27 protein-coding genes are annotated in these 24,487 nt (G+C 31.8%); 19 read left to right on the forward strand and 8 right to left on the reverse strand.

Going from position 1 to position 24,487, the window contains the following annotated elements:
• Position 1 precedes the first annotated feature (1 nt).
• The 12 genes from napG to CPIN17260_RS01820 all read left to right on the forward strand — a co-directional run bounded on the left by napG (position 2) and on the right by CPIN17260_RS01820 (position 8,756).
• On the forward strand, positions 2-754 hold the full coding sequence (gene napG / locus CPIN17260_RS01765; protein WP_078440466.1) for a ferredoxin-type protein NapG: 753 nt from the start codon (positions 2-4) through the stop codon (positions 752-754).
• Positions 754-1,554, forward strand: coding sequence for a quinol dehydrogenase ferredoxin subunit NapH (gene napH / locus CPIN17260_RS01770; RefSeq protein WP_078415154.1), 801 nt, complete (start codon positions 754-756; stop codon positions 1,552-1,554). The genes napG and napH overlap by 1 nt, the downstream gene beginning before the upstream one ends.
• Positions 1,544-2,065 (forward strand): nitrate reductase cytochrome c-type subunit, encoded by a 522-nt coding sequence (locus CPIN17260_RS01775; RefSeq protein WP_069636897.1) that lies wholly within the window; start codon positions 1,544-1,546, stop codon positions 2,063-2,065. The genes napH and CPIN17260_RS01775 overlap by 11 nt, the downstream gene beginning before the upstream one ends.
• Positions 2,066-2,067: 2 nt before the next feature.
• Positions 2,068-2,535: a 4Fe-4S dicluster domain-containing protein gene (locus CPIN17260_RS01780; RefSeq protein WP_078440467.1), complete on the forward strand. Its 468-nt coding sequence runs from the start codon at positions 2,068-2,070 to the stop codon at positions 2,533-2,535.
• Positions 2,532-3,467, forward strand: a complete 936-nt coding sequence (locus CPIN17260_RS01785) for a WD40 domain-containing protein (protein WP_078440468.1) — start codon at positions 2,532-2,534, stop codon at positions 3,465-3,467. The genes CPIN17260_RS01780 and CPIN17260_RS01785 overlap by 4 nt, the downstream gene beginning before the upstream one ends.
• The gene (locus CPIN17260_RS01790) at positions 3,464-3,799 is read left to right on the forward strand and encodes a chaperone NapD (protein WP_069633167.1); all 336 of its coding nucleotides are present in this window, start codon (positions 3,464-3,466) and stop codon (positions 3,797-3,799) included. Before CPIN17260_RS01785 ends, CPIN17260_RS01790 begins: the two co-directional genes overlap by 4 nt.
• A gap of 100 nt (positions 3,800-3,899) precedes the next feature.
• Positions 3,900-4,334: a Dps family protein gene (locus CPIN17260_RS01795; protein WP_069637646.1), complete on the forward strand. Its 435-nt coding sequence runs from the start codon at positions 3,900-3,902 to the stop codon at positions 4,332-4,334.
• Positions 4,335-4,813: 479 nt separating this feature from the next.
• Positions 4,814-5,410 carry a sulfurtransferase-like selenium metabolism protein YedF gene (gene yedF, locus CPIN17260_RS01800; protein WP_069633011.1) on the forward strand — a complete coding sequence of 199 codons (597 nt, stop codon included), beginning with the start codon at positions 4,814-4,816 and terminating at the stop codon, positions 5,408-5,410.
• Entirely contained in the window at positions 5,407-6,429 is a 1,023-nt protein-coding gene (gene selD, locus CPIN17260_RS01805; RefSeq protein WP_099046650.1) for a selenide, water dikinase SelD, read from the forward strand. Before yedF ends, selD begins: the two co-directional genes overlap by 4 nt.
• Positions 6,430-6,524: 95 nt before the next feature.
• Positions 6,525-7,577, forward strand: coding sequence for an OmpA family protein (locus CPIN17260_RS01810; protein ID WP_069633013.1), 1,053 nt, complete (start codon positions 6,525-6,527; stop codon positions 7,575-7,577).
• A 37-nt stretch (positions 7,578-7,614) separates the two neighbouring features.
• On the forward strand, positions 7,615-8,265 hold the full coding sequence (locus CPIN17260_RS01815; RefSeq protein ID WP_069633014.1) for an HAD family hydrolase: 651 nt from the start codon (positions 7,615-7,617) through the stop codon (positions 8,263-8,265).
• A gap of 59 nt (positions 8,266-8,324) precedes the next feature.
• Positions 8,325-8,756, forward strand: coding sequence for a DUF302 domain-containing protein (locus CPIN17260_RS01820; protein ID WP_078387426.1), 432 nt, complete (start codon positions 8,325-8,327; stop codon positions 8,754-8,756).
• 19 nt (positions 8,757-8,775) lie between these two features.
• Here the strand turns inward: CPIN17260_RS01820 and CPIN17260_RS01825 are convergent, their stop codons facing one another.
• Entirely contained in the window at positions 8,776-9,834 is a 1,059-nt protein-coding gene (locus CPIN17260_RS01825) for an NAD-dependent epimerase (protein ID WP_069637755.1), read from the reverse strand.
• Between the two features lie 164 nt (positions 9,835-9,998).
• On the opposite strand from CPIN17260_RS01825, the gene CPIN17260_RS01830 reads away from it, so the two are divergent.
• From CPIN17260_RS01830 to CPIN17260_RS01855, 6 genes are all read left to right on the forward strand, one after another.
• Entirely contained in the window at positions 9,999-11,165 is a 1,167-nt protein-coding gene (locus tag CPIN17260_RS01830) for an efflux RND transporter periplasmic adaptor subunit (RefSeq protein ID WP_078440469.1), read from the forward strand.
• Positions 11,166-11,169: 4 nt separating this feature from the next.
• Positions 11,170-13,092, forward strand: a complete 1,923-nt coding sequence (locus CPIN17260_RS01835; protein WP_078440470.1) for a MacB family efflux pump subunit — start codon at positions 11,170-11,172, stop codon at positions 13,090-13,092.
• Between the two features lie 649 nt (positions 13,093-13,741).
• Positions 13,742-14,245 carry a type II secretion system protein gene (locus CPIN17260_RS09335; RefSeq protein WP_226996966.1) on the forward strand — a complete coding sequence of 168 codons (504 nt, stop codon included), beginning with the start codon at positions 13,742-13,744 and terminating at the stop codon, positions 14,243-14,245.
• Between the two features lie 200 nt (positions 14,246-14,445).
• The gene (locus CPIN17260_RS01845) at positions 14,446-14,943 is read left to right on the forward strand and encodes a type II secretion system protein (RefSeq protein ID WP_078440471.1); all 498 of its coding nucleotides are present in this window, start codon (positions 14,446-14,448) and stop codon (positions 14,941-14,943) included.
• 36 nt (positions 14,944-14,979) lie between these two features.
• On the forward strand, positions 14,980-15,531 hold the full coding sequence (locus CPIN17260_RS01850; protein WP_078440472.1) for a type II secretion system protein: 552 nt from the start codon (positions 14,980-14,982) through the stop codon (positions 15,529-15,531).
• A gap of 129 nt (positions 15,532-15,660) precedes the next feature.
• The gene (locus CPIN17260_RS01855; RefSeq protein WP_078440473.1) at positions 15,661-16,377 is read left to right on the forward strand and encodes a thioredoxin domain-containing protein; all 717 of its coding nucleotides are present in this window, start codon (positions 15,661-15,663) and stop codon (positions 16,375-16,377) included.
• Between the two features lie 365 nt (positions 16,378-16,742).
• Here the strand turns inward: CPIN17260_RS01855 and CPIN17260_RS01860 are convergent, their stop codons facing one another.
• From CPIN17260_RS01860 to phsA, 5 genes are read right to left on the reverse strand one after another with little or no spacing between them, the layout of a single operon-like run.
• Positions 16,743-17,861, reverse strand: coding sequence for a sensor histidine kinase (locus CPIN17260_RS01860; RefSeq protein WP_078440474.1), 1,119 nt, complete (start codon positions 17,859-17,861; stop codon positions 16,743-16,745).
• On the reverse strand, positions 17,845-18,516 hold the full coding sequence (locus CPIN17260_RS01865) for a response regulator transcription factor (RefSeq protein WP_078440475.1): 672 nt from the start codon (positions 18,514-18,516) through the stop codon (positions 17,845-17,847). The genes CPIN17260_RS01860 and CPIN17260_RS01865 overlap by 17 nt, the downstream gene beginning before the upstream one ends.
• The gene (gene nrfD, locus CPIN17260_RS01870) at positions 18,516-19,451 is read right to left on the reverse strand and encodes an NrfD/PsrC family molybdoenzyme membrane anchor subunit (RefSeq protein ID WP_069637746.1); all 936 of its coding nucleotides are present in this window, start codon (positions 19,449-19,451) and stop codon (positions 18,516-18,518) included. The genes CPIN17260_RS01865 and nrfD overlap by 1 nt, the downstream gene beginning before the upstream one ends.
• Complete coding sequence (locus tag CPIN17260_RS01875) at positions 19,444-20,007, reverse strand: 4Fe-4S dicluster domain-containing protein (RefSeq protein WP_069637745.1); 564 nt, start codon at positions 20,005-20,007, stop codon at positions 19,444-19,446. Before CPIN17260_RS01875 ends, nrfD begins: the two co-directional genes overlap by 8 nt.
• 11 nt (positions 20,008-20,018) lie before the next feature.
• Positions 20,019-22,304, reverse strand: a complete 2,286-nt coding sequence (gene phsA, locus CPIN17260_RS01880) for a thiosulfate reductase PhsA (protein WP_078440476.1) — start codon at positions 22,302-22,304, stop codon at positions 20,019-20,021.
• Positions 22,305-22,498: 194 nt separating this feature from the next.
• Here phsA and CPIN17260_RS01885 point away from each other — a divergent pair, with 194 nt between their 5' ends.
• Entirely contained in the window at positions 22,499-22,831 is a 333-nt protein-coding gene (locus CPIN17260_RS01885) for a cupin domain-containing protein (protein WP_069633027.1), read from the forward strand.
• A gap of 288 nt (positions 22,832-23,119) precedes the next feature.
• On the opposite strand, the gene dapF is transcribed toward CPIN17260_RS01885, so the two are convergent.
• Both dapF and coaE read right to left on the reverse strand, forming a co-directional pair.
• Entirely contained in the window at positions 23,120-23,866 is a 747-nt protein-coding gene (dapF, locus tag CPIN17260_RS01890) for a diaminopimelate epimerase (protein ID WP_078440477.1), read from the reverse strand.
• Positions 23,863-24,462: a dephospho-CoA kinase gene (gene coaE / locus CPIN17260_RS01895; RefSeq protein ID WP_157887321.1), complete on the reverse strand. Its 600-nt coding sequence runs from the start codon at positions 24,460-24,462 to the stop codon at positions 23,863-23,865. The genes dapF and coaE overlap by 4 nt, the downstream gene beginning before the upstream one ends.
• Positions 24,463-24,487: the final 25 nt, after the last annotated feature.

A 24,487-nucleotide genomic window follows, 5' to 3' on the forward strand; every position in this document is an offset into this window, starting at 1 on the left:
CTTGCTAGATAGACGAGAAGTTTTAAAATTTACAGCAAAAGGCATAGCGCTTGGTGTTGCTGGTGGATTTATATTTAAGCAAGTAGCTAGTGCCAAAAGCACTACTCTTCTTCGCCCACCAGGAGCAAAGCAAGAAAGCGAGTTTTTAAAAAGCTGTATTCGTTGTGGGCTTTGTGTTGTTGAATGCCCATTTGATACATTAAAACTAGCAGATGTAAAAGATGGCATTGCGGTAGGCACTCCATTTTTTGAACCAAGAAAGACACCTTGTTATATGTGTCCTTCTTTGCCTTGTGTTGCAGCCTGTCCTACAAGTGCCTTAGATACAAGCTTAGTTAGCACTAATGATAAATTAGATGCAAGTAAGTCAAGGATAGGCGTAGCTGTTGTTGATATGAAGCATTGTGTTGCTTACTGGGGTATTCAGTGTGATGCCTGTTATAGAGCCTGTCCGTATATAGATAAGGCCTTATATCTTGAATACAAAAGAAATGATAGAACTCAAAAACATGCATTTTTACTTCCTGTTGTTGATAGCGATATTTGCACTGGATGTGGGCTTTGTGAAAGGGTTTGTATCACACAAGACCCAGCTATCGTAGTAATGCCACGAGATAAAGTCGTTGGTAAAGTAGGCGATAATTATATAAAAGGTTGGGATAGCAAAGATGAAAATAGACTTAATGATACAAACACAGATATAAAACTTGACAGTAAAAAAGCAATTGATTATTTAAATGATGAGGAATTTTGATGAAAGTTTTATTTTTTAGAAGATTTATTCAAATTTCCTTACTTGTCTTGTTTATATCTAGCAACTACTATGGGCTAAGTCTTTTAAAAGGCGATTTTAGTTCATCTTTGATTTTAAACACAATACCTTTAAGCGATCCTTTTGCTGTTTTGCAGCTAAGTTTGGCTGGTTTTAGTGTAGGACTTAGTGCTATTTTTGGGGCTTTTATTGTATTTATATTTTATGCTTTGATAGCACCAAGGGCTTTTTGCTCGTGGGTTTGTCCTGTAAATTTATTTGTTGATATAGCTTTTAAACTTAGGCAAAAACTTGGCTTTGAAAAAGAAAAAAAGTTATTAAATTTAAGCAAAAAAACTAGATATTTTCTGCTTTTATTTACTCTTATCTTTTCTTTTATGCTATCTTTTGCTGCTTTTGAAAGTGTGAGTTATATAGGTTTATTAGCTAGAGCTATTATATTTTTAAACTCTTCTGTTTTTGGCATTATTTTATGCATTATTGTTTTTGAGATGTTTATAATGCAAAGAGGAATTTGTTCGCACTTATGCCCTCTTGGAGCATTTTATGCAATTATCTCTAGATTTTCTTTTATTCGTGTTGCTCATGACTTAGACCATTGCACAAAATGCAATAAATGCAAGATAGTATGTCCTGAAGTTCAGGTTTTAGATATGATAGGTAGACGTAGCGATTTTGTTAAAAACACAGAGTGTATAAGCTGTGGGCGTTGTATAGATGTTTGTGATGACAACGCTTTGAAATTTAGTATTAGAAATTTAAGGAGAAAAAATGAAAATTAAAATAATATCATCAGCTATTTTAGTTTTTTTGATGGCTGCTTGTGATATGCCTTCAAAAACTGTTAGCGATACAGAAATAGGCATTAGAAAGGTTGAGCTTTCTAATGAAAAAGATGTGGTATTAAAAGATATTAATTGGACGGCTGCTCCAGCTGGGGAATCAAAAAAGTTTGATCGTTCTTTTGAAAATGCACCACCTTTTATACCTCATGATACGGAGGGTTTAGTGCCTATTACAAAAGATATGAATATGTGTGTTACTTGTCATATGCCTGAGTTTGCAGCTGATAGCGGAGCTACAGCTATACCAGCTTCTCATCTTTATGATATAAGAAATAAAAAAGATTTACAGGGTGTGTTAGATGATGAGAGATTTGTTTGCACAACTTGCCATGTGCCACAAGCAAATACTGATACGCCTTTTAAAAATAATTTCAAAGCCGATTTTAGAAATCCAGACTCAAAAACAAAGTCAAACTTGCTTGAAATTTTAAATGATGGTGTTCGCTAAAAGTGCAACGTAGAGAGCTATTTGGTAAATTTTTGGGTGCAGATAAAAATGCACCCAAATTTATAACTCCACCTTATTTTAGTGGAGAGTTTGATTGTAAAGATTGTTTGGCGCCTTGCGTTGATAGCTGCGATAGAGAGCTTCTTAGCTTAAAAGAAGATAGGATTGTTTTTGAAGTTAAAGAGCTTGGTTGTAATTTTTGTAAAGATTGTGCCTTAGCTTGTGAGCAAAATCAAACAAGTGTATTAAATATAAACAATCCTTCAAAAATAATAGCAAAAACAAGTATAGATACAAGCACTTGCTTAGCTTGGAATGGAGTTATGTGTTATAATTGTCAAGATGTTTGTAGGTTTAATGCCATAAACTTTTTTGGTGTATTTAGACCTATGATAAATGATAAATGTGTAAATTGTGGCGAATGTTTTTATGTATGTTTTAAAAGTTCAATATCAATGAGGGCAGTATGAAGATTGTTTTTTGTATTTGTATATCTATGATTTTTGCTTTTTGTGATGTTTTGCAAGTTCCTTATAAAACCTTAGAGCTGAATGCAAATGTTTTAAATGTAGCTTTTGTAAATGATAATCTTTATATAGCTACAGATGATGGCTTGGTAATGGATTATGATATCAAAAATGATAAATTTACAAATATACTAACTTTAAAAAAGATAAAGAATTTTTTTAATGACAATAACAATCCCAAGGTCTTAAGCATAGATGAGCTTAATGGCAAAGTGATTGTTTTAGCAGAAGGTGATTTTGGCGACAGGATTATTTATCTTGTAAAAAATGGTATAGCTACTAAACAAAAACTTCAAAACCAGTCTATAAAAAAAGCCTATTTTTTAGATGATACAAGTGTGATTTTAGGCTCGCTTAGTAACGAGCTTTATTTTTTGAGCTTGAATGATAATAAAATTTATAAAAATACCAAACTATCCACAGCCTCTATGTCAGATATGAAATTAAGTATTGACAAAAAAATGCTTTGTGTTGCAACTGAGGGTGGTAAGGTTTATTTTTATGACATCTTAAAAGATAAGATTATAAATACACTAGATATTCATAAAGATAAAATATATAGTATTGATTTTAAAAACGATACTGTGATAAGCGGTAGTGTTGATAAGTTTGCGGGTGTTTATAAAGATGGAAAGATGGATAAAATAAAGACTGAATTTTTAGTTTATGCCGTTGGCTTAAGCCTTGATTCTAATATCGGTGCTTTTGTGAATGGAGAGTTAAACGATGTTGATATAATAAACACAAGAAATTTATCAAAAATAACCACTCTAAATACAAAGCAAGATGCTATAAATGATATTATTTTTATAAGCAACAACAAGCTTATAACTACCGCTTACGACAAAAAATTATTATTTTGGAGGATAGATTGAATATTTCAAGTGTGATTATATATATAGATAAGCCTAATTTGGTTGATGAGGTTTTGGCTAGAGTAAAAGAGGTAAAAGATTGTGAGATTATAACCTATGAAGGGATTAAAATAGTAGCCGTTATAACTGTAGATAGTGTAAATGAAGAGGTTAAGAAATTTAAAGAGTTAGAATCTATAAGCGGTGTTAGCTCTGTGGCTATGGCTTATACATATCAAGAAGATATTGAGTTTGATAAAGACAAGATAGATATAAGCGATATGCTTAAAAACGATGATATAAAAGCAGAAGATATAGTTTATAATGGAAGTGTAGGGTATAAGATAAAATAATTAATTTTATTAATCAATAATTTTTATTATTTAATTTATGATGTATTAAATATTTTGTGATATAATTTTAATAATTTATTAAAGATATAAAGGAGACAAAATGTCAAAAGTAATCGCTCAATTAAATCAAATACAAGCTGATACTCATGCTTTATATATAAAACTTCATGATTTGCATTGGAATGTAAAGGGAATTCAGTTTTATAGTATACATGAATATACAGAACAAGCTTATGAAGATATGCATGATATGTTTGATGATGTTGCTGAAAGAGCTATAATGCTAGGCGGCAAAGCTATAGTAAAAGGTGATGAATTATTAAAGATGTCTCATATAACACATACTCCAAAAGATAGCTATACTCCAACAGAAGTATTAGAGTTAGTATTAGCTGATTATAAGCACCTATTAGGTGAGTTTAAAAAATTAGATGAATTAGCTGATGGCGATACTACAACTCAAGCTTATGCTCAAGAAAAGATAGCTAACTATGAAAAAAGCATTTGGATGCTTGAAGCTAGTTTAAACAAATAATACAAACAAAACAAAAAAACTAAAGATAGAGAAAAACTCTCTATCTTTTAACTAATTACTCTTTTTATTTATAATTCTAAGAAATTTAATCGTATATAACACCAAATAATTCTATTTTAACTGTTTGTTTGGTTTTTTATCAAATTTAGGTATATTGATTTTTAGAATATATAAATAATTTAGTGTTAATATAAAAATACGACCATATCCTTTGTTTGTAAAAACAAGGAAAATTCCATTTTAAACTATATACTTGAATTAATGAGTTAAATTTTATGATATCAAATATAACAAATAATGAAAACATGATTATTGCCAAAAAGTGTGTTTGCAATTTTTTTTATACATTTAATTAACATGATTTTTATTTTTTGATATTATATCACTTTGGAAATTTTAAACTTACAAAATATGCTTTTTTATTTAATGTGCTTAAGTATAATTGTAAAATGAAATTTATAATAAAAATAGGAGATAAAATGCAATTAGATTGTAGGGGGCTTGTATGTCCTGAACCTGTTATAAGAACAAAACAACAACTAGAGCAGATAAAAGATGGCGATAAGCTTGAAATTTTAGTAAATGAAAAAGCGCCGTTTGAAAACATCTCTCGTTTTTTAAACTCTCTACAACAAGAATTTGTTGTGGAAAACTTAAATGGTGATGAGAAAAAGATAGTTTTAAATAAAAAAGCAAAAATTACAGATATAAATATATCTGATTATGATTGCAATTTATCTTTAAAAAATAAAAAAGTAATATATCTAAATGAAGATAAGGCTGGAAGCGGAGTTGTAGGCGAAGTGCTTTTATCAAAGCTACTTGGTGCTTTTTTGCAAGTAGATAACAAACCTTATGCTATTTTATGTGTAAACAATGCTGTTAAAATGACTACAAATAGAGCATCGGCTTCGTTTGAAGTTTTGAAAAAATTTGAAAGTATAGGTGTTGAAGTGCTTAGTTGCGGAAGTTGCTTAGAGGCTTATGGTTTGGTTGATAAGCTTGGAGTTGGTAAGATTAGTAATGCTTATGAGATAGCTGATTTGCTAAGTAATTACGAGATGATTAAATTATGATATACAACAATAAAAAACTAACAAAATTTGTTCGTTCTGCGGGCTGAGCTGCCAAGCTTGACCCGTCGGGTCTAAACAAAAGCATAGATAAGCTAAGCCTTGGAAATGAAAGATTATTAACAGGTATTAAAAACAACGAAGATGCAAGTGTATTTTTGATAAATGATGAACTTGCTTTGGTTCAAACCTTGGATTTTATAACACCAGTTGCAGACGATCCGTTTTTGTATGGTCAGATAGCAGCAGCAAATTCACTAAGTGATATTTTTGCTATGGGAGCTAGGGTTACAAATGCTCTTAATATAGTTGGCTTTGATAGTTGCAACTTTGATACAGGTGTGCTTGATGAGATAATGCAAGGCGGACTTGATAAGGTAAAAGAGTGCGGCGGTGTTATTGTCGGTGGGCATAGTGTTCAAACAACTGAGATGTATTATGGTCTTAGTGTTCTTGGAGTATGCCATCCTTTGAAATTTTGGGCTAACAATACCGCAAAAATTGGAGATGTTTTGATCCTTACAAAGCCACTTGGAACAGGGGTTTTAAGCACTTGTATAAAGGCAGATATGCTAAACGAATCTCAGATAAAAGAGGCTGTAGATGTTATGTCTAGGCTTAATTATTATGCAGTGGATGCTATGTGTGATATAAGTGTAAATGCTTGCACTGATGTTACTGGCTTTGGATTTTTAGGACATCTTAGCGAAATGGGAAGAGATGATATATCGTTTGAAATTTTTGAAAAAGAGGTTCCTGTAATTCAAAGTGCAAAAGATATGGCTGATATGGGTTTTGTTCCAGCTGGAAGCTATAAAAATAGAGATTTTTGTTCTAAGTTTGTAAACAAAGATGTTGATATTTTATTTTTTGATGCCCAAACATCAGGAGGACTTATCTTGGCTGTTAGCGAAAAAGATTGTAAAAAAGCTTTACAAAGACTTATTGATTGCGGTTACGAGGACTCTAGGATAATTGGGGTTGTAAAACAACGCAAGAATAGGCTTATTGATATAGTTTGATCTGTATTGTTAATTTAACCCAAATAATTTATTTACAATTTTTTGATATAATTGATACTTACACAAAAATTACAATTTATTGAAAGGCTTTAATTATGAAAAAGATTGCTTTAGCTTTAGTTTCTGCAAGTGCTATTTTTGCAGCTGACATGGCTTATAATTATGAGGTAACTCCTACAGTTGGTGGAGTTAGATCAGAGGGAAATTTAGATTTAACAAGAGATCAGTTTAATATCGGAATTACAGCGGCTAGAAATTTAGAAGATATGTTTTTTGATCAAATTCAAATAGGCATGAATTATACTCGTAATATAAAAGAAACTATAATGGATTCTAAAACAAAAAAAAATGTGACAAGAAAAGGTCACGTTACAAGATATCATGCTGATGTTGTTAAGAATTTAATTGATTTTAGCGATAATGTTGGTGCTTATGGTCTTGTTGGTGCTGGATATGAAGATATATCTAAAAAATTTATTGCAAATGAAAGAGGCGGTTTTGGTGAGTATGGTCTAGGACTTAGATTTCAAGTTACAGACAATTTTGCTTTAAAGGCAGAGGCTAAAGATGCTATCAAATTTGATCATGGTGATCACAACTGGTTTTACACACTTGGATTTGCAATCGGCTTAGATGCTAAAAACACTCCGGCACCTATGGTTAAGCCTGAACCTATCGTGGTTGAACAAACACCTATGGTTGAGTCTGTTTCTATGGATGATGACAACGATGGTGTTATAAATGAATTAGATAGATGTCCAAATACTCCAGCAGGTGTTGTTGTTGATGAAAATGGTTGTGAAAAAGTTATAATACTTAGAGATTTGGATGTAAACTTTGCATTTGATAGCTATAAAGTTAATGCATCTTATGCAGAAGAGATTAGAAAAGTAGCTGAGTTTATGTCTGAAAATCCAGCTTACAGAGTATTGCTAAAAGGTCATACTGATAGCGTTGGTGCAGAAGCTTATAATCAAAAACTATCTGAAAAAAGAGCAAATGCTGTGTCTCAAGCACTTCAATACTTTGGTGTAGATGCAAACAAAATCAAAACAGTTGGTTATGGTGAAACACGTCCAGTAGCTCCTAATAACACAAAAGAAGGACGCGCTGAAAACAGACGCGTTGAAGCTACTTTTAATAAGTAATTCTTAAGGTTGCTATTTAGCAACCTTTTTTAATCACATGAAAAAAACTATATTATTTGATTTAGATGGGACTTTAATAGACTCTACTCCGGCTATACTTGAAAGCTTTAAAGTTGCTTTTGATTTTTATGGCGAGATGAAGTTAGATGAAGAAAAAGCAAAGTCGCTTATAGGATATACCCTAGAAGACATATTTTTAGGCCTTGGTGTTAAGCAGGATATGGTGCAAAATTATTTTAATGTTTATAGAGATCATTATAAAAATGTCTATCTACCAAAGACAATACTTTTGCCTTATGCAAAACAAGCTGTGATGAAAGCATATGAATTTGCTGATTTGGGTGTGGTTACAACAAAAAGTTCTAAATTTTTATCACCTCTTTTGAATAATCTTGAGATAGGAAAATACTTTGCTGTATTTGTTGGCAGAAATGATGTAGTAAATCCTAAGCCAAGTGCAGAGCCTGTTGAGTTAGCACTTACAAAACTTAATAAAAATAGCCCTGAGTATAAAAAAATATCATTTATGGTAGGCGATACTCCTCTTGATACAGGTGCTGCCATTAATGCAGGTGTGATACCTTTAAGTCTTACTTGCGGTTATAGCACTTATGAAATTTTATCACAAACAAATGATAAAATATTTAACAATCCTCTTGAAGCTGTTTTATTTGCTGAGAAATTTTAATAATTAAAATTTTATTAAATTATGTTAATATGATTTAAATTCTTTAAAAGGTTGTTTTTATGAAAAAAATATTTATTTTGGCATTGTTTACTTGCTTGGCTTTTTCTAGCTCAAATTTAATAAAATTACAAACAAATTTAAGTGTTGATGAGACTACAAAAAAAGCTCTTGAAATTTTAAAAAGCAAAGAGTTAAAAGTTTTTGATGTTATACAACATTCAAAACTTGCAAAAGATGTTGGTCTTGATATGAGTGATACAACTGTTATAATTTTTGGATCGCCAAAGGTGGGAACACTGCTAATGCAATGTTCGAACGAGATAGCCTTAGAGTTACCACTTAAGTTTTTGATATATAAAAACCAAGATAAGACAATCTTGGCTTATGAAGATATCAAGCAAACAGCAAAGAGATATAATGCTCAAGACTGCAACATAGTATCAAAGATAAGTGAAGTTCAAGACAAACTCTCTCACACCATAACAAAATAAATTAATAAATGGCATAAAATTATATTTTTATGCCATAAAACTCACAATACCAATCTATAAAATTTCTAACCCCATCATTTATACTAGTGTCTGGTTTGTATTCAAAGTCATCAACCAAATCTTTCACATCAGCAAATGTAGCAGGAACATCTCCAGCTTGTAAAGGTAAAAAGTTTTTCTTGATCTCTTTATCTAGTCTTATCTCTATAGCTTTGATATACTCCATAAGTTCTACTGGATTATTGTTGCCTATATTATATATTTTAAATGGTGCACTTGATGTTGCTGGGTCTGGATTGTTACTATTCCAAGATGGATTTGGCTTTGCTGGATTGTCTACACACTTTACTATGCCTTTTACTATATCATCTACATATGTAAAATCCCTTTTCATTTTTCCGTGATTAAAGACATCTATAGCCTTTCCTTCAATGGCTGATTTTACAAACATAAAAAGAGCCATATCAGGTCTTCCCCAAGGACCATAAACTGTAAAAAACCTAAGGCCGGTTGTAGGTAACCCAAACAAATGACTATAAGTATGTGCCATCATTTCATTGCTTTTTTTACTTGCAGCATATAAGCTTATAGGATGATTTACAGCTTCGTGTGTAGAAAAAGGCATATTTGTATTTAGCCCATATACAGAGCTAGAGCTCGCATATACCAAGTTTTTAACTTCATTGTGTCTGCAACACTCTAAAATATTTACAAATCCCGTTATATTGCTATCTATATATGCCTTTGGATTTATAAGCGAATACCTAACTCCAGCCTGTGCTGCTAGGTTTACAACACAATCAAATTTTTCTTTTTCAAATAGATTTTTTAAAGTATCAAAATCACACAAATCAGCTTTTATAAATTTTAAATTTTGTTTTGTTTTTGATGTTATTAGCTTGTTTTCTTCTATCTCATCTGTATCAAAACCAGCATTTTTTAGCCTTGCTAGTTTTAAGTTTACATCATAATAGTCATTTATGTTATCAATCCCAAATACTTCATCTCCCCTTGAAGATAGGAAGTTTGCTAGATGAAATCCTATAAAACCAGCTGTTCCTGTTATTAAAATTTTCATTATTATTGCCTTGTTTTTTATTTTTAAAATTTTATCAAATATAGGGTTAAATATATATAATTTTAAAATTTTATTTGCATTTGAATTATCTTTATTTGGCGATTTTAAAAAATATTTAATTTTTGCTACTAAAATTCATATAAAAGCTAATAAAAGAGGAAAAAATGAAAAAATTATTTAAAATCATAATAGCTTGTATATTATTATCAGCCATTGGCTTTTGGGTATATAAAAACTACTTTCAAAAAGATGAAAAAATCATCTATATAACTCAAAAAGCAGAGCTAGGAACACTTACAAAAAAAGTTGAAGCCAGTGGAGAGATATTTGCAACAGAGCTTATTGATGTAGGCGCGCAAGTTGGCGGGCAGATAAAAAAGCTATATGTAAAGCTTGGCGATAATGTAAAAAAAGGCGATTTGATAGCTGAGATAGACAGCTCAACCCAGCAAAATATGGTGGATAATAGAAAAGCCCAGCTTTTTATATATGAAGCCCAGCTAAATAGCGCAAAGGTAGAAAAACAAACGGTAGGGTATAAGCTAAATCGTATAAAATCACTCTTTGCAAAAGGTGCTAGTAGCAAGCAAAACTTAGAAGATATACAATCAGCCTATGCTTCTATAAAGGCAAAAGTATCCGAGCTTGAAGCTCAGATAAAACAAGCCAAAATAGCCCTAAATACAGCCCAAATAGACCTAGGTTATACAAAGATAGTAGCACCAAAAGATGGAACTATAGTTTTTGTTGCGGTAGAGGAGGGGCAGACATTAAATAGTGTCCAATCAGCACCAACTATCGTAAATATAGCCGATTTAAGTCGCGTAAAAATGAAAATTCAAATAGCAGAGGGCGATATAACAAAAATAAAAGTTGGCGCAAATGTAAGCTATACCATACTAAGCGAACCAAATAAAACTTTTAGTGCAAAAATAAGCTCTATAGACCCAGCTCTAACCACACTTAGCAACGGTAGATACTCAACAAATGGATCAAGTTTGGAAAATGCCGTTTATTACTATGCTCAAAGCATAGTTGATAATCCATCAGGACTTCTCAGGATAGGTATGAGTACTCAAAATAGCATAGATGTAGCACAGGTAAAAGATGCTGTGATAGTCCCAGCTTTTGCTATAAAGCAAAAAGGCGATAAGAAATTTATAAGCATTTTAAAGCAGGGCGATGTGGTGGAAGAAAGGGAAGTCAAAGTAGGCATAAGTAACAACCTAAGTACTCAGATAATAAGTGGCATAGATGTAGGCGATAACGTTATAACAAGCTCAGGCTCAGAGTCTGAAATAAACTCTATGGTTCAAGATATAAAAAGGTAATCACTTGATAAAACTAGAAAATATACACAAAAGCTTTAAAATAGGTGATAATGAGTTCGAAGCCTTAAAAGGTGTAAGTGTTGAGATAAAACGAGGCGAGATGGTTGCTATCATAGGTCAGTCAGGTAGCGGTAAATCAACACTTATGAATATCCTAGGTTGTCTTGATAGCCCAACAAGCGGTGTTTACAAGCTTGATAATGCTGATATTTCTAGTTTTAGTAAAGATGAATTAGCACGATTAAGAAGAAAGAAGTTTGGCTTTATCTTCCAACAGTATAATCTCCTTGGAAGTTTAAATGTGCTTGAAAATGTAGCACTTCCTAGCATATATGCAGGAGAGAGTAAGCAAAGCAGAGAAGAAAGAGCGCTAAAAAATTTACAAACACTAGGACTTAGTGAAAAATCTCAAAATGCTATAAATAAGCTATCAGGCGGACAGCAACAACGAGTTAGTATAGCAAGGGCTTTGCAAAATGGTGGCGAGATCATACTCGCAGATGAGCCAACAGGGGCTTTAGATAGCAAAAGCGGACTGGTAGTTATGGATATACTTACTAAGCTACACGAGCAAGGCCATACGATAATAATAGTAACCCACGACCCCAAAATAGCACAATATGCAAGTCGTGTTATTGAGATAAAAGACGGACTTATCATATCAGATAGTACAAAAGATGAAAAAATATCTGAGTATAAAAAACAAGATATAAAATCAAAACCATCTCTTTTAGCCTTCAAAGATAGGGTGGTTGAGAGTTTTAAGATGTCAGTGTCTGCAATGCTTGCAAACAAAATGCGAAGTATCTTAACTATGCTTGGTATCATCATAGGCATAACAGCTGTCATAAGTGTGGTAGCACTTGGACAAGGCTCTCAAGAAGAGATACTTGCTGGAATTCGCAAAATAGGCACTAATACGATAGATATATACCCGGGCAGGGGTTTTGGAGATCTGCGCTCAAACCGAGTTAGAAGTCTAACTATAAGCGATGTTGAGGTGCTAAAGCAACAAGCTTTTTTAGATGCCGTTACCCCAAACACATACACAAGCGGAGTTGTAACCTATGGTTCGGTTTCGCTTACTGCTAGTTTAAGCGGTGGTGGAGAGCAAGGACTCGAAGTAAATGGGCTAAAGCTAAAAAGAGGAAGAGCCTTTACACCAGAAGAGGTAAAAGAATCAGCCTCAGTTATAGTCATAGATCAAAATAGTGTAAAAGAGCTTTTTAAAGGTAAAGACCCGATAGGACAAAAGGTGCTTTTTAACAGACAACCCTTTGTCGTTATAGGTGTGTTGGATGAAGATGATGGCTATAGAGATAATAGTATTTTGCGAATTTATGCCCCTTATACAAGTGTTATAAATCGCCTAACAGGAAGTAGATATATAAACTCAATAACAGTTCGTGTAAAAGATGATGTAAATGCTCAAATAGCGGAAAAAAACATCATAGCATTGCTTAGTGCAAAGCACGGCAAAAAAAACTTTTTTACAAGAAATAGTGACACCATAAAAAAAGCCGTAGAAGAGACTATCCAAACAATGCAAATCCTAATCTCAGGCATAGCACTTATAAGCCTTATCGTTGGTGGTATAGGTGTTATGAATATTATGCTAGTTTCGGTTACTGAAAGGACAAAAGAGATAGGTATAAAAATGGCGATAGGGGCTTATGCAAGAGATATACTCCAACAGTTTTTGATAGAGGCTGTGCTTTTATGTATAGTTGGAGGAAGTATAGGTATAGGCTTTTCTTATTTTGTAGGATATGTTGCTGATGATTTGCTGGGATATAAGATGATATTTTCAAATACATCTATAATAGTAGCACTTGTTACATCTACCGCTATCGGTGTGATTTTTGGTTATATGCCAGCTAAAAATGCCTCAAAGCTAAATCCAATAGATGCTTTAAATAGGACATAAGCCTGATTGTATTAAGAGCAATGACTAGGAGTTTTATTTATTATGAATTGTTAACAATGAAATCACAAGATCCATAGAAGCAAATAGACAAATAGGACAGCGCTTTAAAATTTGATAAATTCTAATAATTTTCGTTTTAAGTAAGACAGATGATATAGATGTGTTTTTAAACACAAATACATTGATAATTTTTAATAGGAAGTGATAATTCAATGCTATAGCTATTCAAAAAACATTTTGGATACAACTAAGCAAAGAGAGACTTTATGCATAAATCATTAAGTGATAATGAAATCTTGTATATACATGTAGATAGACTAAAACTCTACCAAATTTTTAAAACTATAAAATATAAACCACTTTGTTTATTTGGGTTTTTTGTAAATACAGCATTTATAAGGTCTCCTATAGCTATGTCATATTTTCTATTTTATTGATATCAAAAGTATAAATATGTATCCTGGTTTTAGAGCTATTTTATAAAATATTTTTTGTGTTTTATCTATCACGCAAAAGGCATTTAAGTAAGCAAAGATATGTAATATAATATTTAAAATTAATAATATTTTAATAATTCATTAGTATAATTCGCCAAATGCTTTATATAAATGTATATAAGGTATTGCATATTTTTACAAAAGGAGAAACCATGAAAAAAGGTTTTACTATGATCGAATTGATCTTCGTGATCGTTATATTAGGTATCTTAGCAGCTGTTGCTGTGCCAAGACTAACAGCTACAAGAGATGATGCTGAAGTAGCAAAAGCAGCCACAAACTTAACTACACTTGTAAGTGACATTACATCTTACTATACATCACAAGGTGAATTAGCCAGTAAAATAAAAGATATGACAAATGTTCAAGTAGATGAAAAAACTAATTTAACCGCTGAGTTAATTTCAGCAGGAAAAAAATGTATAAAAGTGGTTGGAACAAAAGCAACAGATGCAACAGCAACACCAGCAACAGGAGCAACGTTGACTATATCAAAAGGAACTGATTTAGCGGCAGCTATATGTTCTAAACTTTATAAGATGAGAAGTATAGCCGAGCTTCTAGGTGGTACTGTTGGCGAGAATGGCAATATAACTTACGCCACCAACAATAATGGCAAAACAATAGAACTTGGTGGAAGTGGAATAGTTTACTAATAAATATTTTATAACCTAGTTTTTAACTAGGTTATAAAACTCACTCAATGTGCTGTGCTTAATACTTTTTATATCTTAATATGAATCCGCTCAATTAAATCTTGATCAAACTTTTGAATATCAAAATTTATATCATTTTTACATAAATTATGCTAAGATAAAAGATTATATAAACATAATTTTACTAAGCTAAGGGATTTATGAAAAAAGCTTTTACGATGATAGAACTTGTATTTGTTATAGTGATACTTGGCATACTAGCAGCTATCTCTATACCAAAACTTATGGCTACAAGAGATGATGCTGAGATAGTAAAGACTTTAACAAATGTAAACACCATCATAAGTGATATCGGTATGTATTATATTACTAGATCAGATATAGCACCAAATCTCAAAGATATGACAAATGTCCGTGTCTTATATGGATATGGCTGGGAAAACAACAGCATACTTTCAGCCGGTAAAAAATGTATGAAGATAACTCTTGTCAAAGAGAGTGGCGAAAAACCTATACACCTAAAACTAGAAGATGGAGAAGAGGCGTCTGATAGTTTTTGTCAAAAGATATTAAAATCTCAAAGTATAGTGGAACTAAAAAGCAGGAAATTTAGCTTTTATGATAATACAAAGAAAGAAAGCTCTCTTAGTGGTGCTGGTGAATTTTCACTTGGTACTGGAAGCGGTGCGAAATTTTAAAAACTAAGCATAATTTTGGATAGATGAGGTTTGAAGATGAAAAAAGCTTTTACTATGATAGAACTTGTATTTGTTATAGTTATACTTGGTGTATTATCGGCAATAGCTGTTCCTAAATTTCTAGCAACAAGAGATGATGCGGAGATAGTAAATACAGCCAAAAACCTAAGCACCTTTGTAAGCGATATAGGTATGCACTATACATCCCGAGTAAGTTTATCTGATAACTTAGAAGATATGACAAACGTTCGTGCTATAAGGAAAAATGAATATAATGGCAACTACTATCTTATGACTAATGGCAAAGAGTGTATAAAGATACGACTTATACCAGAAGATAAGATAAATAGCACACCTTCATATCTAGAGATAACACAAAACGAAGCGACTAAGCGCGATCCTTTATGCCAAAAGATAATACAATACAAAAGCATTCAAAATATAATGAGTACGCAGTTTAAATACATACAAAAAACAAATAAAATAGTCGGTCAAGATAGAAGTTCGGCAACTCCTGTTCTTATCACAGAATACACACCTGAAGTCATAACAGGCATACCTCTTGGTATGTCAAGCATTAAGTGGTGATACCTGCCCTAAACATAGCTAGACAAAACTATGTTTAGGCTATATGTTAGAATAAATTTTATAAGAGATTTAAAAGACATTTAAAAGAATCAAATATAATAAATTTAAAAATTTTTAAAAAGGAAAAAAATGAAAAAAGTTTTGATGACAAGTTTGGTCGCGGCTAGTTTTGCATTTGGTGCTAATGACACACAAATAATTGAGTTTTATGGTAATGTTTTACCAGAAAACCTTAAAGCTACTGTGCAAGAAAGAAAAGCGCTAGATAGTTCATCGGGTATAGAAAGTGTTATTGTAAATATAAGCGATGGTAAGGTTACTCAAAGCGATGTGATTTTTACAAAAGGGGATTATGTATTTCCTGATGTGATAGATGTCAAAAAAGGTATGAGCTATAAGGCATCTTTTGGCGAGCAAATGCTAGAAAAAAATCTTGCAAAAGTCTATAAAGAAGAGGATAAAAAATACATAATATCACTAGGAAAAGATAATAAAAATCCTACAAAAGTTATGTTTAGTGATCCTGAATGCCCTTATTGTAGAGCTGAATTAAAAGAGATAGAAAAAACACTAAAAGATACAAACCTAAAGATCATCATAACACCAGTGCATGATAAAAGCTCTCTTCAAAAAGCACATCTTATATACAAAGATATAGCAAAAGCAAAATCAGATAGCGATAAGGTCAAGATACTAAGAAAATACTTTGATGAAAAATACGAAGTTAAAGATGGCTCAGTCAGCGATAAAGAGGTTGAAAGTATCGATAAACTTAGACAAAAATACTTCGCTACAGGTGTAAGAAGTGTGCCTAAGTTTGTAGATGAGGCTAAGTTGTTAAAATAATTCAAATAAAGTTAGGATTTTTCCTAACTTTTAAAATATCCATAAAATACGATTTGTATTTGACATTAAAAACCATAAATTTTTAAGCCAGCATATGCAAAAACTCTTTTTATAATTATAATATTAACAATGCAAAAACCACTCAATAATTTTAAGCTATGATACCATATCCGCAAACATCTACAAACTTCTTTCTAAATTTTATTTTTATAAATTGTTTAAATATACTATATAAACATTAAGTGTTTTAGTGCTAAAAAATATTTGGCGATTTGCTTTATTGGATAAAATCTTAGTAAATTTCATACTAAGATATAATAAATTTGAATTTATGTTTTATGTGATTGACAGATAAAAACTTATTTTTATAGTGTTGATTTAGATATCTTAAAAGTATAAGTAAAAATACTACCCTCATTTAGCTTTGAAACTACATTGTATTTTATGTCGTATTTTAAGCAGATTTCTCGGACTATATTTAGTCCAAGACCAAACCCGCCCTGAACTAAATCCTCTCTTTCATATCTTTTAAACACACGATTTATATCTTTTATGCCGTATCCAAAATCTTGTATCTTAAATGTAGCAAAGCCATTGTCTTTTATCAGACTAACTACCACTTTTGAGTTTTTTGGACTGTATTTTATGGCATTTATGATATTGTTATCTATAATTCTTTGTAAGGCTAATTTACTCATCAAAACAGATATATCACTATCTATCTCTTTATGAATGACAATTTCCTTTGTGTCAGCAATGGAGAGCAAAAACAAAACTCTACGCTCTAAGTACTCACTAAAATTTATACTCTCTATTGGAAATTTAATATGCCCTTTTTTTATATAATATTCAACATCTTCGTAAGCTATCTGCATTTGTTTTAAGGCATTTTGTATACGTTTTGTGTGTTTGTTTGTAATTCCTATCATTTCTAAGTTTATACTAGCCACGCTAAGCGGTGTTTTTAGCTCGTGCATAGCATCATTAAAAAAGTTATTCATATATTTTTGTGCTTGCTTGTATGGTCTAACACTTGCTATATAAAATGTATAAAATATAAAAACAACCAAGACAAGAGTAAAAACCAGCATTATAAGAAATATAAATAGATTGTGCTTGTTTGAAATTTCTTGAGATATAACTATAAAATAAGGAACTTTGTCTTTAAAAAAGAAATTCTTATAAAAAAGATAACCATCTTCTTGCATTGTAACAAATTTAAAATCACTTGGTTGTTTTGATAAGTTTGAAAATACAGGCTTTAAGCTTGTATCATAAATAGCATAGTTGTATATAACTGAATTTGGTAATGTCTTATCTGAGATAAAATTGTAAGTTACCTTTTCTTCAAAACGCATAATTGAAAAGATATTTTTTAAAATTTCATCTTGGTTGATTATACTTAAGGTGTTAAAACCCTTAAATACAAACAAAAGCATTATTAGTAAAGATGCAAGTATTGGTATCTTAAGCTTTTTTAGCATCTATTTTATATCCTATACGCCTTTTTGATGATATAAAACTACTAGATGTTTTATTTCTTATCTTTAATATATGCATACGGATATCTGCTTCTTCTATGTTTTTGTTTTCCCATACATTTTCTATCAAGTCCGCAATGCTAACATAAACATTTAAGTGCGATATAAGATACTCTACAAGTTGTAACTCTTTTGCGCTTAAATCTATCGCGTTGTTGTTCTTATCAAATAGAGTTCTTTTATGTATATTAAAACTAAAATCCTCGTTTAGATAGACAATATTTCTATCATCAACATTGTAATATTTTCTTAAAAGCTCTGCGACTCTAAGTTTAAGCTCTGCTAACTCAAATGGTTTTTTAAGATATTCGTTACAGCCTAACTCATAGCAAATAGCCATATCGTTTATATCAACAAGAGAGGTCATAATCATAATAGGGGTTTGGATATCTAGGTTTTTTATATATTTCATAACTTCAAAGCCATTTATATTTGGAACTTTGATATCAAGTATAAAAAGATGGTAAAAGCCATTTGCTATCTTATCACAAGCTAAAGCTCCATCAGCAACCGAATCAACCTCATATCCAAGAGAGTGTAAGTATTCACTTACACTCTCGCTAAGTTCTATATCATCTTCTAACAGTAAAATTCTCATTAAATTCCTGTAAAAATTTGTCCGGCATAAACTATATAGCATCTAAGTAAAACGACACCAACTAAAACTAAAAAAGTGTTAAAAACTATAACACCTTGTTTATAAGTATGCCCTTTTAATGCTGTTAAGTCTATTAAAATAGGCATTAATAATCCAAGTCCTACAGCACCTATCCAAAATATTGCAGATATGCCTCCTGTTGTTAAAGCATTTTTTACAAATAATGCTGCATTTTCGCTGGTAGAAAATACAAACATAAACAATACCACTATCAAGGCTATTTCAAAAAATATGGCAAATAAATCAAGCTTTAAAAGTGTGGCGATAGATGATTTGTCTATATCGTTTTTAAATGATAAAATTCCAAAAAATATACTTGCTGCAATACCAGAACTAAAGCCTGAAACCAAAAATAGTATAGGAAGTATATAGTTGTTCCAAAGAACTATCTTGCTAACGGCACTTAGTAAAAATCCGGTATAAACACCAACACCAATAGCTAAAATAAAAAGGAGTAGTTCAAGTAAATTTAGAAGTCTTGTTTTCGCGATGGTGTTTATAATGCTTTTAAAAGGAGCTAAAAACTTAACATCTCTAAATGCATAGATAGCATACACAAAAGCCAAAGGTGTATAAAATAAAAGTAAAGCAACACCGATAGACATAACAGATTTAAAGTTGTATTTTAATAAAATCCAATAAAAATCGAAAGGCTTACCAAGGTCAAAAACCAAAAGTGCAAGACCTATGCTTATGCTAAGCGGTGCGAGCAAAGAGGCTGATTTAAAACACGCGTCATTTTTATCACGCCATCTTTGAATGATAGCTACCATCATAGCGCCAGCGCTAAGACCAGCCAAAAATAGATAAATGGCGATAGGCCACGGCCAATAAATTTCATTATACTGCAACATACTTCCCCACATATTATTCATGGCTTTCTCCTTTAGTGTTTGCAACCATAGCAAGTCTTGGTCGTGTGTTTAAATGCTCTTTTGGATAATAAACTTTTTTCTCTTTTAGTTTTTTAGAAATTTCTGAGTTTTCATCGTTTGCGTCGCCAAATACAAGAGCATCAGTAGGACATACACTAACACAAGCTGGATCTTCGCCTTTACCAAGTCTACTCTCATAGCAAAATGTGCATTTTCCTATCTCGCCATCAGGTAAAACAAATCTAGCGTCATAAGGACAGGCTAAAATGCAGTATTTGCAAGAAACACAAATTTTGTGATTTAAGAGTGTTACGCCATCTTCTGTCTTAAAACTAGCGCCTGTAGGACAAACATCAACACAAGGTGCATCTTCACACATAACACAGCTATGTCGTAAAAAATCCATCTTTAAATTCGGAAAAGTTCCAATCATCTTGGTATGAACTTGCAAGCGATATAATCCTCTAGGAACTGAGTTTTCACTTCTACAAGCAACCGAACAAGCTTGACAACCTATGCATAAATTTTCATCGTGTAACATTAAATATTTTTTCATATCATCATCCCCTAAGCTTTTACTATATCAACACCGACATTTGTAACCATAGTTCCTGCAACCAAACCCTCGGCCGGATTAAGCAACTTGCTATCATTTGTTCCAATACCGTTAGTTCTAGTCATCCCTGGAGTAATATGCCCAAATCCGTGATATACAAACAAAGTATCTTCTCTAATACCCTCTGTTATAAATACTTTTCCTTTTTCTTTGCCGTGTTTGTTTTGTAAAAATACATCATCACCATCTTTTAGACCTTTTTTTGCGGCTGTTCTTGGGTTTATCCAGATAGGTGCGCTTTTCATCATATCATTTAAAAATGGAATATTTTGAGTATGACCGTTTGTATGAATAGGAGTTTTACCATTTGTTAGACAAAGTTCATGTCCTTCGAATACATCTATATCATTTGTATTTAAGCAACCATAACCAGGAAATTGTTTTTCTACATCTTCGCTAAATAGCTCTATCTTTCCACTTTTTGTTTTTAATTTTGCCATTGTATCCATAAGCCCATTTTCGCCTACAAATTTACTAGCATACGGAAATGTTTTTACAAACTTATCAACCGAATCTTTTTCTCTATATAAGATACCAGGCACTTTCCAAGTGATATATCCATCTTTTTCAAGAGTTGCGAGAAGATCTACATTTCCTTTAACTTGTTGCATACGCCAATCTCTTATAGTATCCCAAGTATAGTTTTGGTCTATTTTCATTTTTCTAGCTAACTCTCTAAATATACTAGCCCCATCTTTTGTGTCTCCGATAGGCTCTACTATCTTATTTCTTATCATATAAGCTGGTTTTTGACTTGACTTGTCTTGTATGCCCTCATCTCTTTCAAGATATGTGCTTTCAGGCAAGATAACATCAGCAAAAGTAGCCATATCGTTTAGGTAAATATCACTAACTACTATAAAATCTAATTTTTTAAGTGCCTCTATGCTCTTATCCGTGCCAGCGACATTTATAAGGTGGTTAAATCTTATATTAAACCAGCCTTTTACTGGATATGGTTTTTCACTTAAAATACTATCTGCTATATCCATCAAAACACCGTGATTTTTACCTACAAATTTATGCTTTCCATCCTCTCCTGCAAAGTCTATACGCTTGATCTTTGGTGCTTTGAAATTTTTATCAGGGTTTGTTATCTCTGGAAAATCGCTTGTTCCGGTAAGCTTGTTAAATGTTTTTGCTTTTTTGCCACCAAAAAGACCACCTTTAACCTCCCAGTTACCCATCATAGCATTTGCAACCATAATAGCTCTAGTTCTCATATACTCAGCTCTAGTTGTGGTAGTTTTGTGACCAAAATCTATAATAACTCTAGGTGCGGCTTTGTAAATTTCAGTAGCTATACGTTCAACAGTTTCAGCTGGTATGCCTGTGATTTTTTCTTGCCACTGCGGAGTTGTGTCTTTTGTAGCTTCAATAACCTTATCAAAACCTATCGTAAAATCTTGTATGAATTTTTTATCATAAGTATCTCTTTTGATCCAAGTATGTATCAAAGCCATAACAAAGGCTATATCTGTTCCTGGTTTTACAGGTAGCCACTCATCAGCCTTAGATGCGATTACACTAAATCTAGGCTCTAAAACTAAAAGTTTTGTATCTTTTTTATCAGCAAATTTTGCAAGTTTTTTTGCATCAGATATAACGATACCCTCAAATAAATTATGTCCGAAATTTACTATATATTTTGCATTGCCATAGTCTCTTTTTAGTTTTGCTTCTCCATACATATGAGAGCATACCATTTGATATGTGATAGGACAGCAAGAAAGGTGAGAAAATACATTTGGCGAACCATAAGAGTGTGCGAAATTTGTCATAAGTTTATGTGTGTCTGAACTTTTGCAGGTAAAAACAAAACTTTCTGGGCCATATTTTTGTTTTATCTCATTCATTTTTGTAGCGACCAAATCAAGAGCCTCTTCCCAGCTAGCCTCTCTCCATTTACCCTCTCCACGCTCTCCAGCACGAATAAGAGGCTTTACTATACGTTCTGGATCATAAAGCTGATTATGTCCTGAGCCTCCCCTTGCACAAATAGAAGTTTTTGTTCCGCTTGCTTTGCTGTTTCCTTGTATAAAAACATTTTTACCGTCAATAACACGACCCTCTATAGGACAACGAGTAGAACACATCTCGCAAAAGCTTCTGGTAAAATTCTCGCTACCTTTTAAAGCACCAGCCCCTACACTAGCCAATGAGCCAGGTGTAATACAGGCTGCAGCAGCACCAGCTGTTGCGGTGGATTTTAAAAAATTTCTTCTTGAAAAATCCATATCTTCTCCTTTAAAAAATATTTTATTTTTGTTGATTTTATAACTTTTACGTAAATTTATAGTAAAATTAAACTTAAATCTAAAATATAATTTTTAATTTTTATTATTTATGCAAAACATTATCAAAAAACTTAATTTTCATCAATGATTTTTCTAATTTTTTATAATAATATAATAAAAAAAAGGAGAAAAAAATGGAAAAATTAATCTGGAATGTTGAAAATTTCAACAACATAGAAGTAACAAAAATGCTTGAAACAAAAGATACAAAAGAGATAAGAATTTGTATGCAAAATGGAGCTATAATGAAAGAACATCAAGCACCAGCCCCTATAAGCATACAAGTTTTAAAAGGCAAAATAACATTAGGTGTAGAGAGTGAAAAATTTGAACTATCAGAGCTTGAAATGATAGCTTTAAATGCAAATATAAAACACTCACTAATAGCTTTACAAGATAGTATAATAAGACTAAGTTTGAGTAAAAATGATGATGTTAGTAGAGTTTTTAAGGTTTTAAATAAGTAAATTTGCTTTAGTCTAAAAAGTAATTTTTAAAGTAAAGTTTGTTTAGTGTTTTTATCTAATATAAGAACTTGTATGCAAAATGGCTTACGATACAAGAAAATCAAGCCCCTATAAGCATACAAGTTTCAAAGTGCAAAAGAGGGAGTGACAAATTTGAGCTAAATAAACTGAAATGATAGCTTTAAATGCAAATACAAAACACTCACTAACAGCTTTACAAGATAGCATAATAAGGCTAGGTTTGAGTAAAAATGACGATGTTGGCTGAGTTTTTGATGTAAATTTAAATCAAATATCAAAATTTACATCAAAACAGTGCTTTACAAAGCCCTTAAAAAATATCTTGTTATTTTTAAACTCAAGGCCTAACTTTTCGCCACTTTTTGGATACACATTTATCTTTTTAGAAAGGTTGAAATTTAAAATCCCTCCATAAAAACAAGCAGCCATTCCAGTTCCACAAGCAAGTGTTTCACCCTCAACACCACGCTCGTAAGTTCTTACAAAAAGCTCATCATTAAAAATCTTTGCATAGTTTACATTTGCATTATATTTGTGTCTTAGTTGTTTGCAAATTTCAATATCAAACTTATCCAAATCATCCACATAACAAACCAAATGTGGCACACCAGTATCATAAAAATACCATTTAAATCCAAACTCATCTATAACATCATCACTAAGTATCTTAGGGCTTGTAAGCTCGACCTCGACATCAAAAGATACATTTGCACCAACATCTCCGCTACCTGTTTTTATAAAAAAACTCCGATACGCCAAACCATTATCAAAGGCATATCTTGCAGCAGCTCTTGAGCCGTTGCCACACATATTTGCGATACTTCCATCGCTATTGTAAAACTCCCATTCAATATGATCTTTATCAATCCCAGGTTTTAATACAATAAGCCCATCAGCACCAACTCCGTTTTGTCTATCGCAAATTTTTTTAGCTAGTTCGCTTCTATCTTTGGTTAAAAATGTATGAAATATAACAAAATCATTTCCACTTGCATTGTATTTTGATACTATCACTGCATATCCTTGTTTATCTGATTTAAAAATATCTTGGCTTGTTCTTTTAGGCTATCAAAATCCTTGCTATTATCTATCACATAATCAGCCATTTTTCTTTTGGTTTGCATATCAATTTGTTTATCAAGTCTAGCTTGTATCTGCTCTTTTGTAAGGTTGTTTCTTTTTGATATACGATCAAGTAAAATCTCATCAGGTGCATAAACCACAACTACATTTTTAAATCTCTTATCGCCACATTTTTCAAAAAATACAGAAATTTCAACAAAATATGGCTTATTTTTTAACTCATTTTTTTCACATTCAAGATAAACTCTGCCCATTATCTTTGGATGTATGAAATTTTCTAATTTTTCAATCTCATTTTTGTTATTAAAAACAAGTTCGCCAAGCTTTGCTCTATCAACCTTGTCATCTTTGATAAACTCTTTTCCAAATATCTGTGATATATCTTTTGTGCTTTCATCTAAGATCAAATGTCCTATCTTATCAGCATCAATAACATCATATCCAAGTTCTTTTACTATCTTGCAAAAGCTTGACTTTCCACTACCGATAGTTCCTGTTACCACGTATGCTTTGTTAAATTTATTCACAACTATGCCTTGAGTTTTAATCCGA

Source organism: Campylobacter pinnipediorum subsp. pinnipediorum, assembly GCF_002021925.1.
GTDB lineage: Bacteria > Campylobacterota > Campylobacteria > Campylobacterales > Campylobacteraceae > Campylobacter_A > Campylobacter_A pinnipediorum.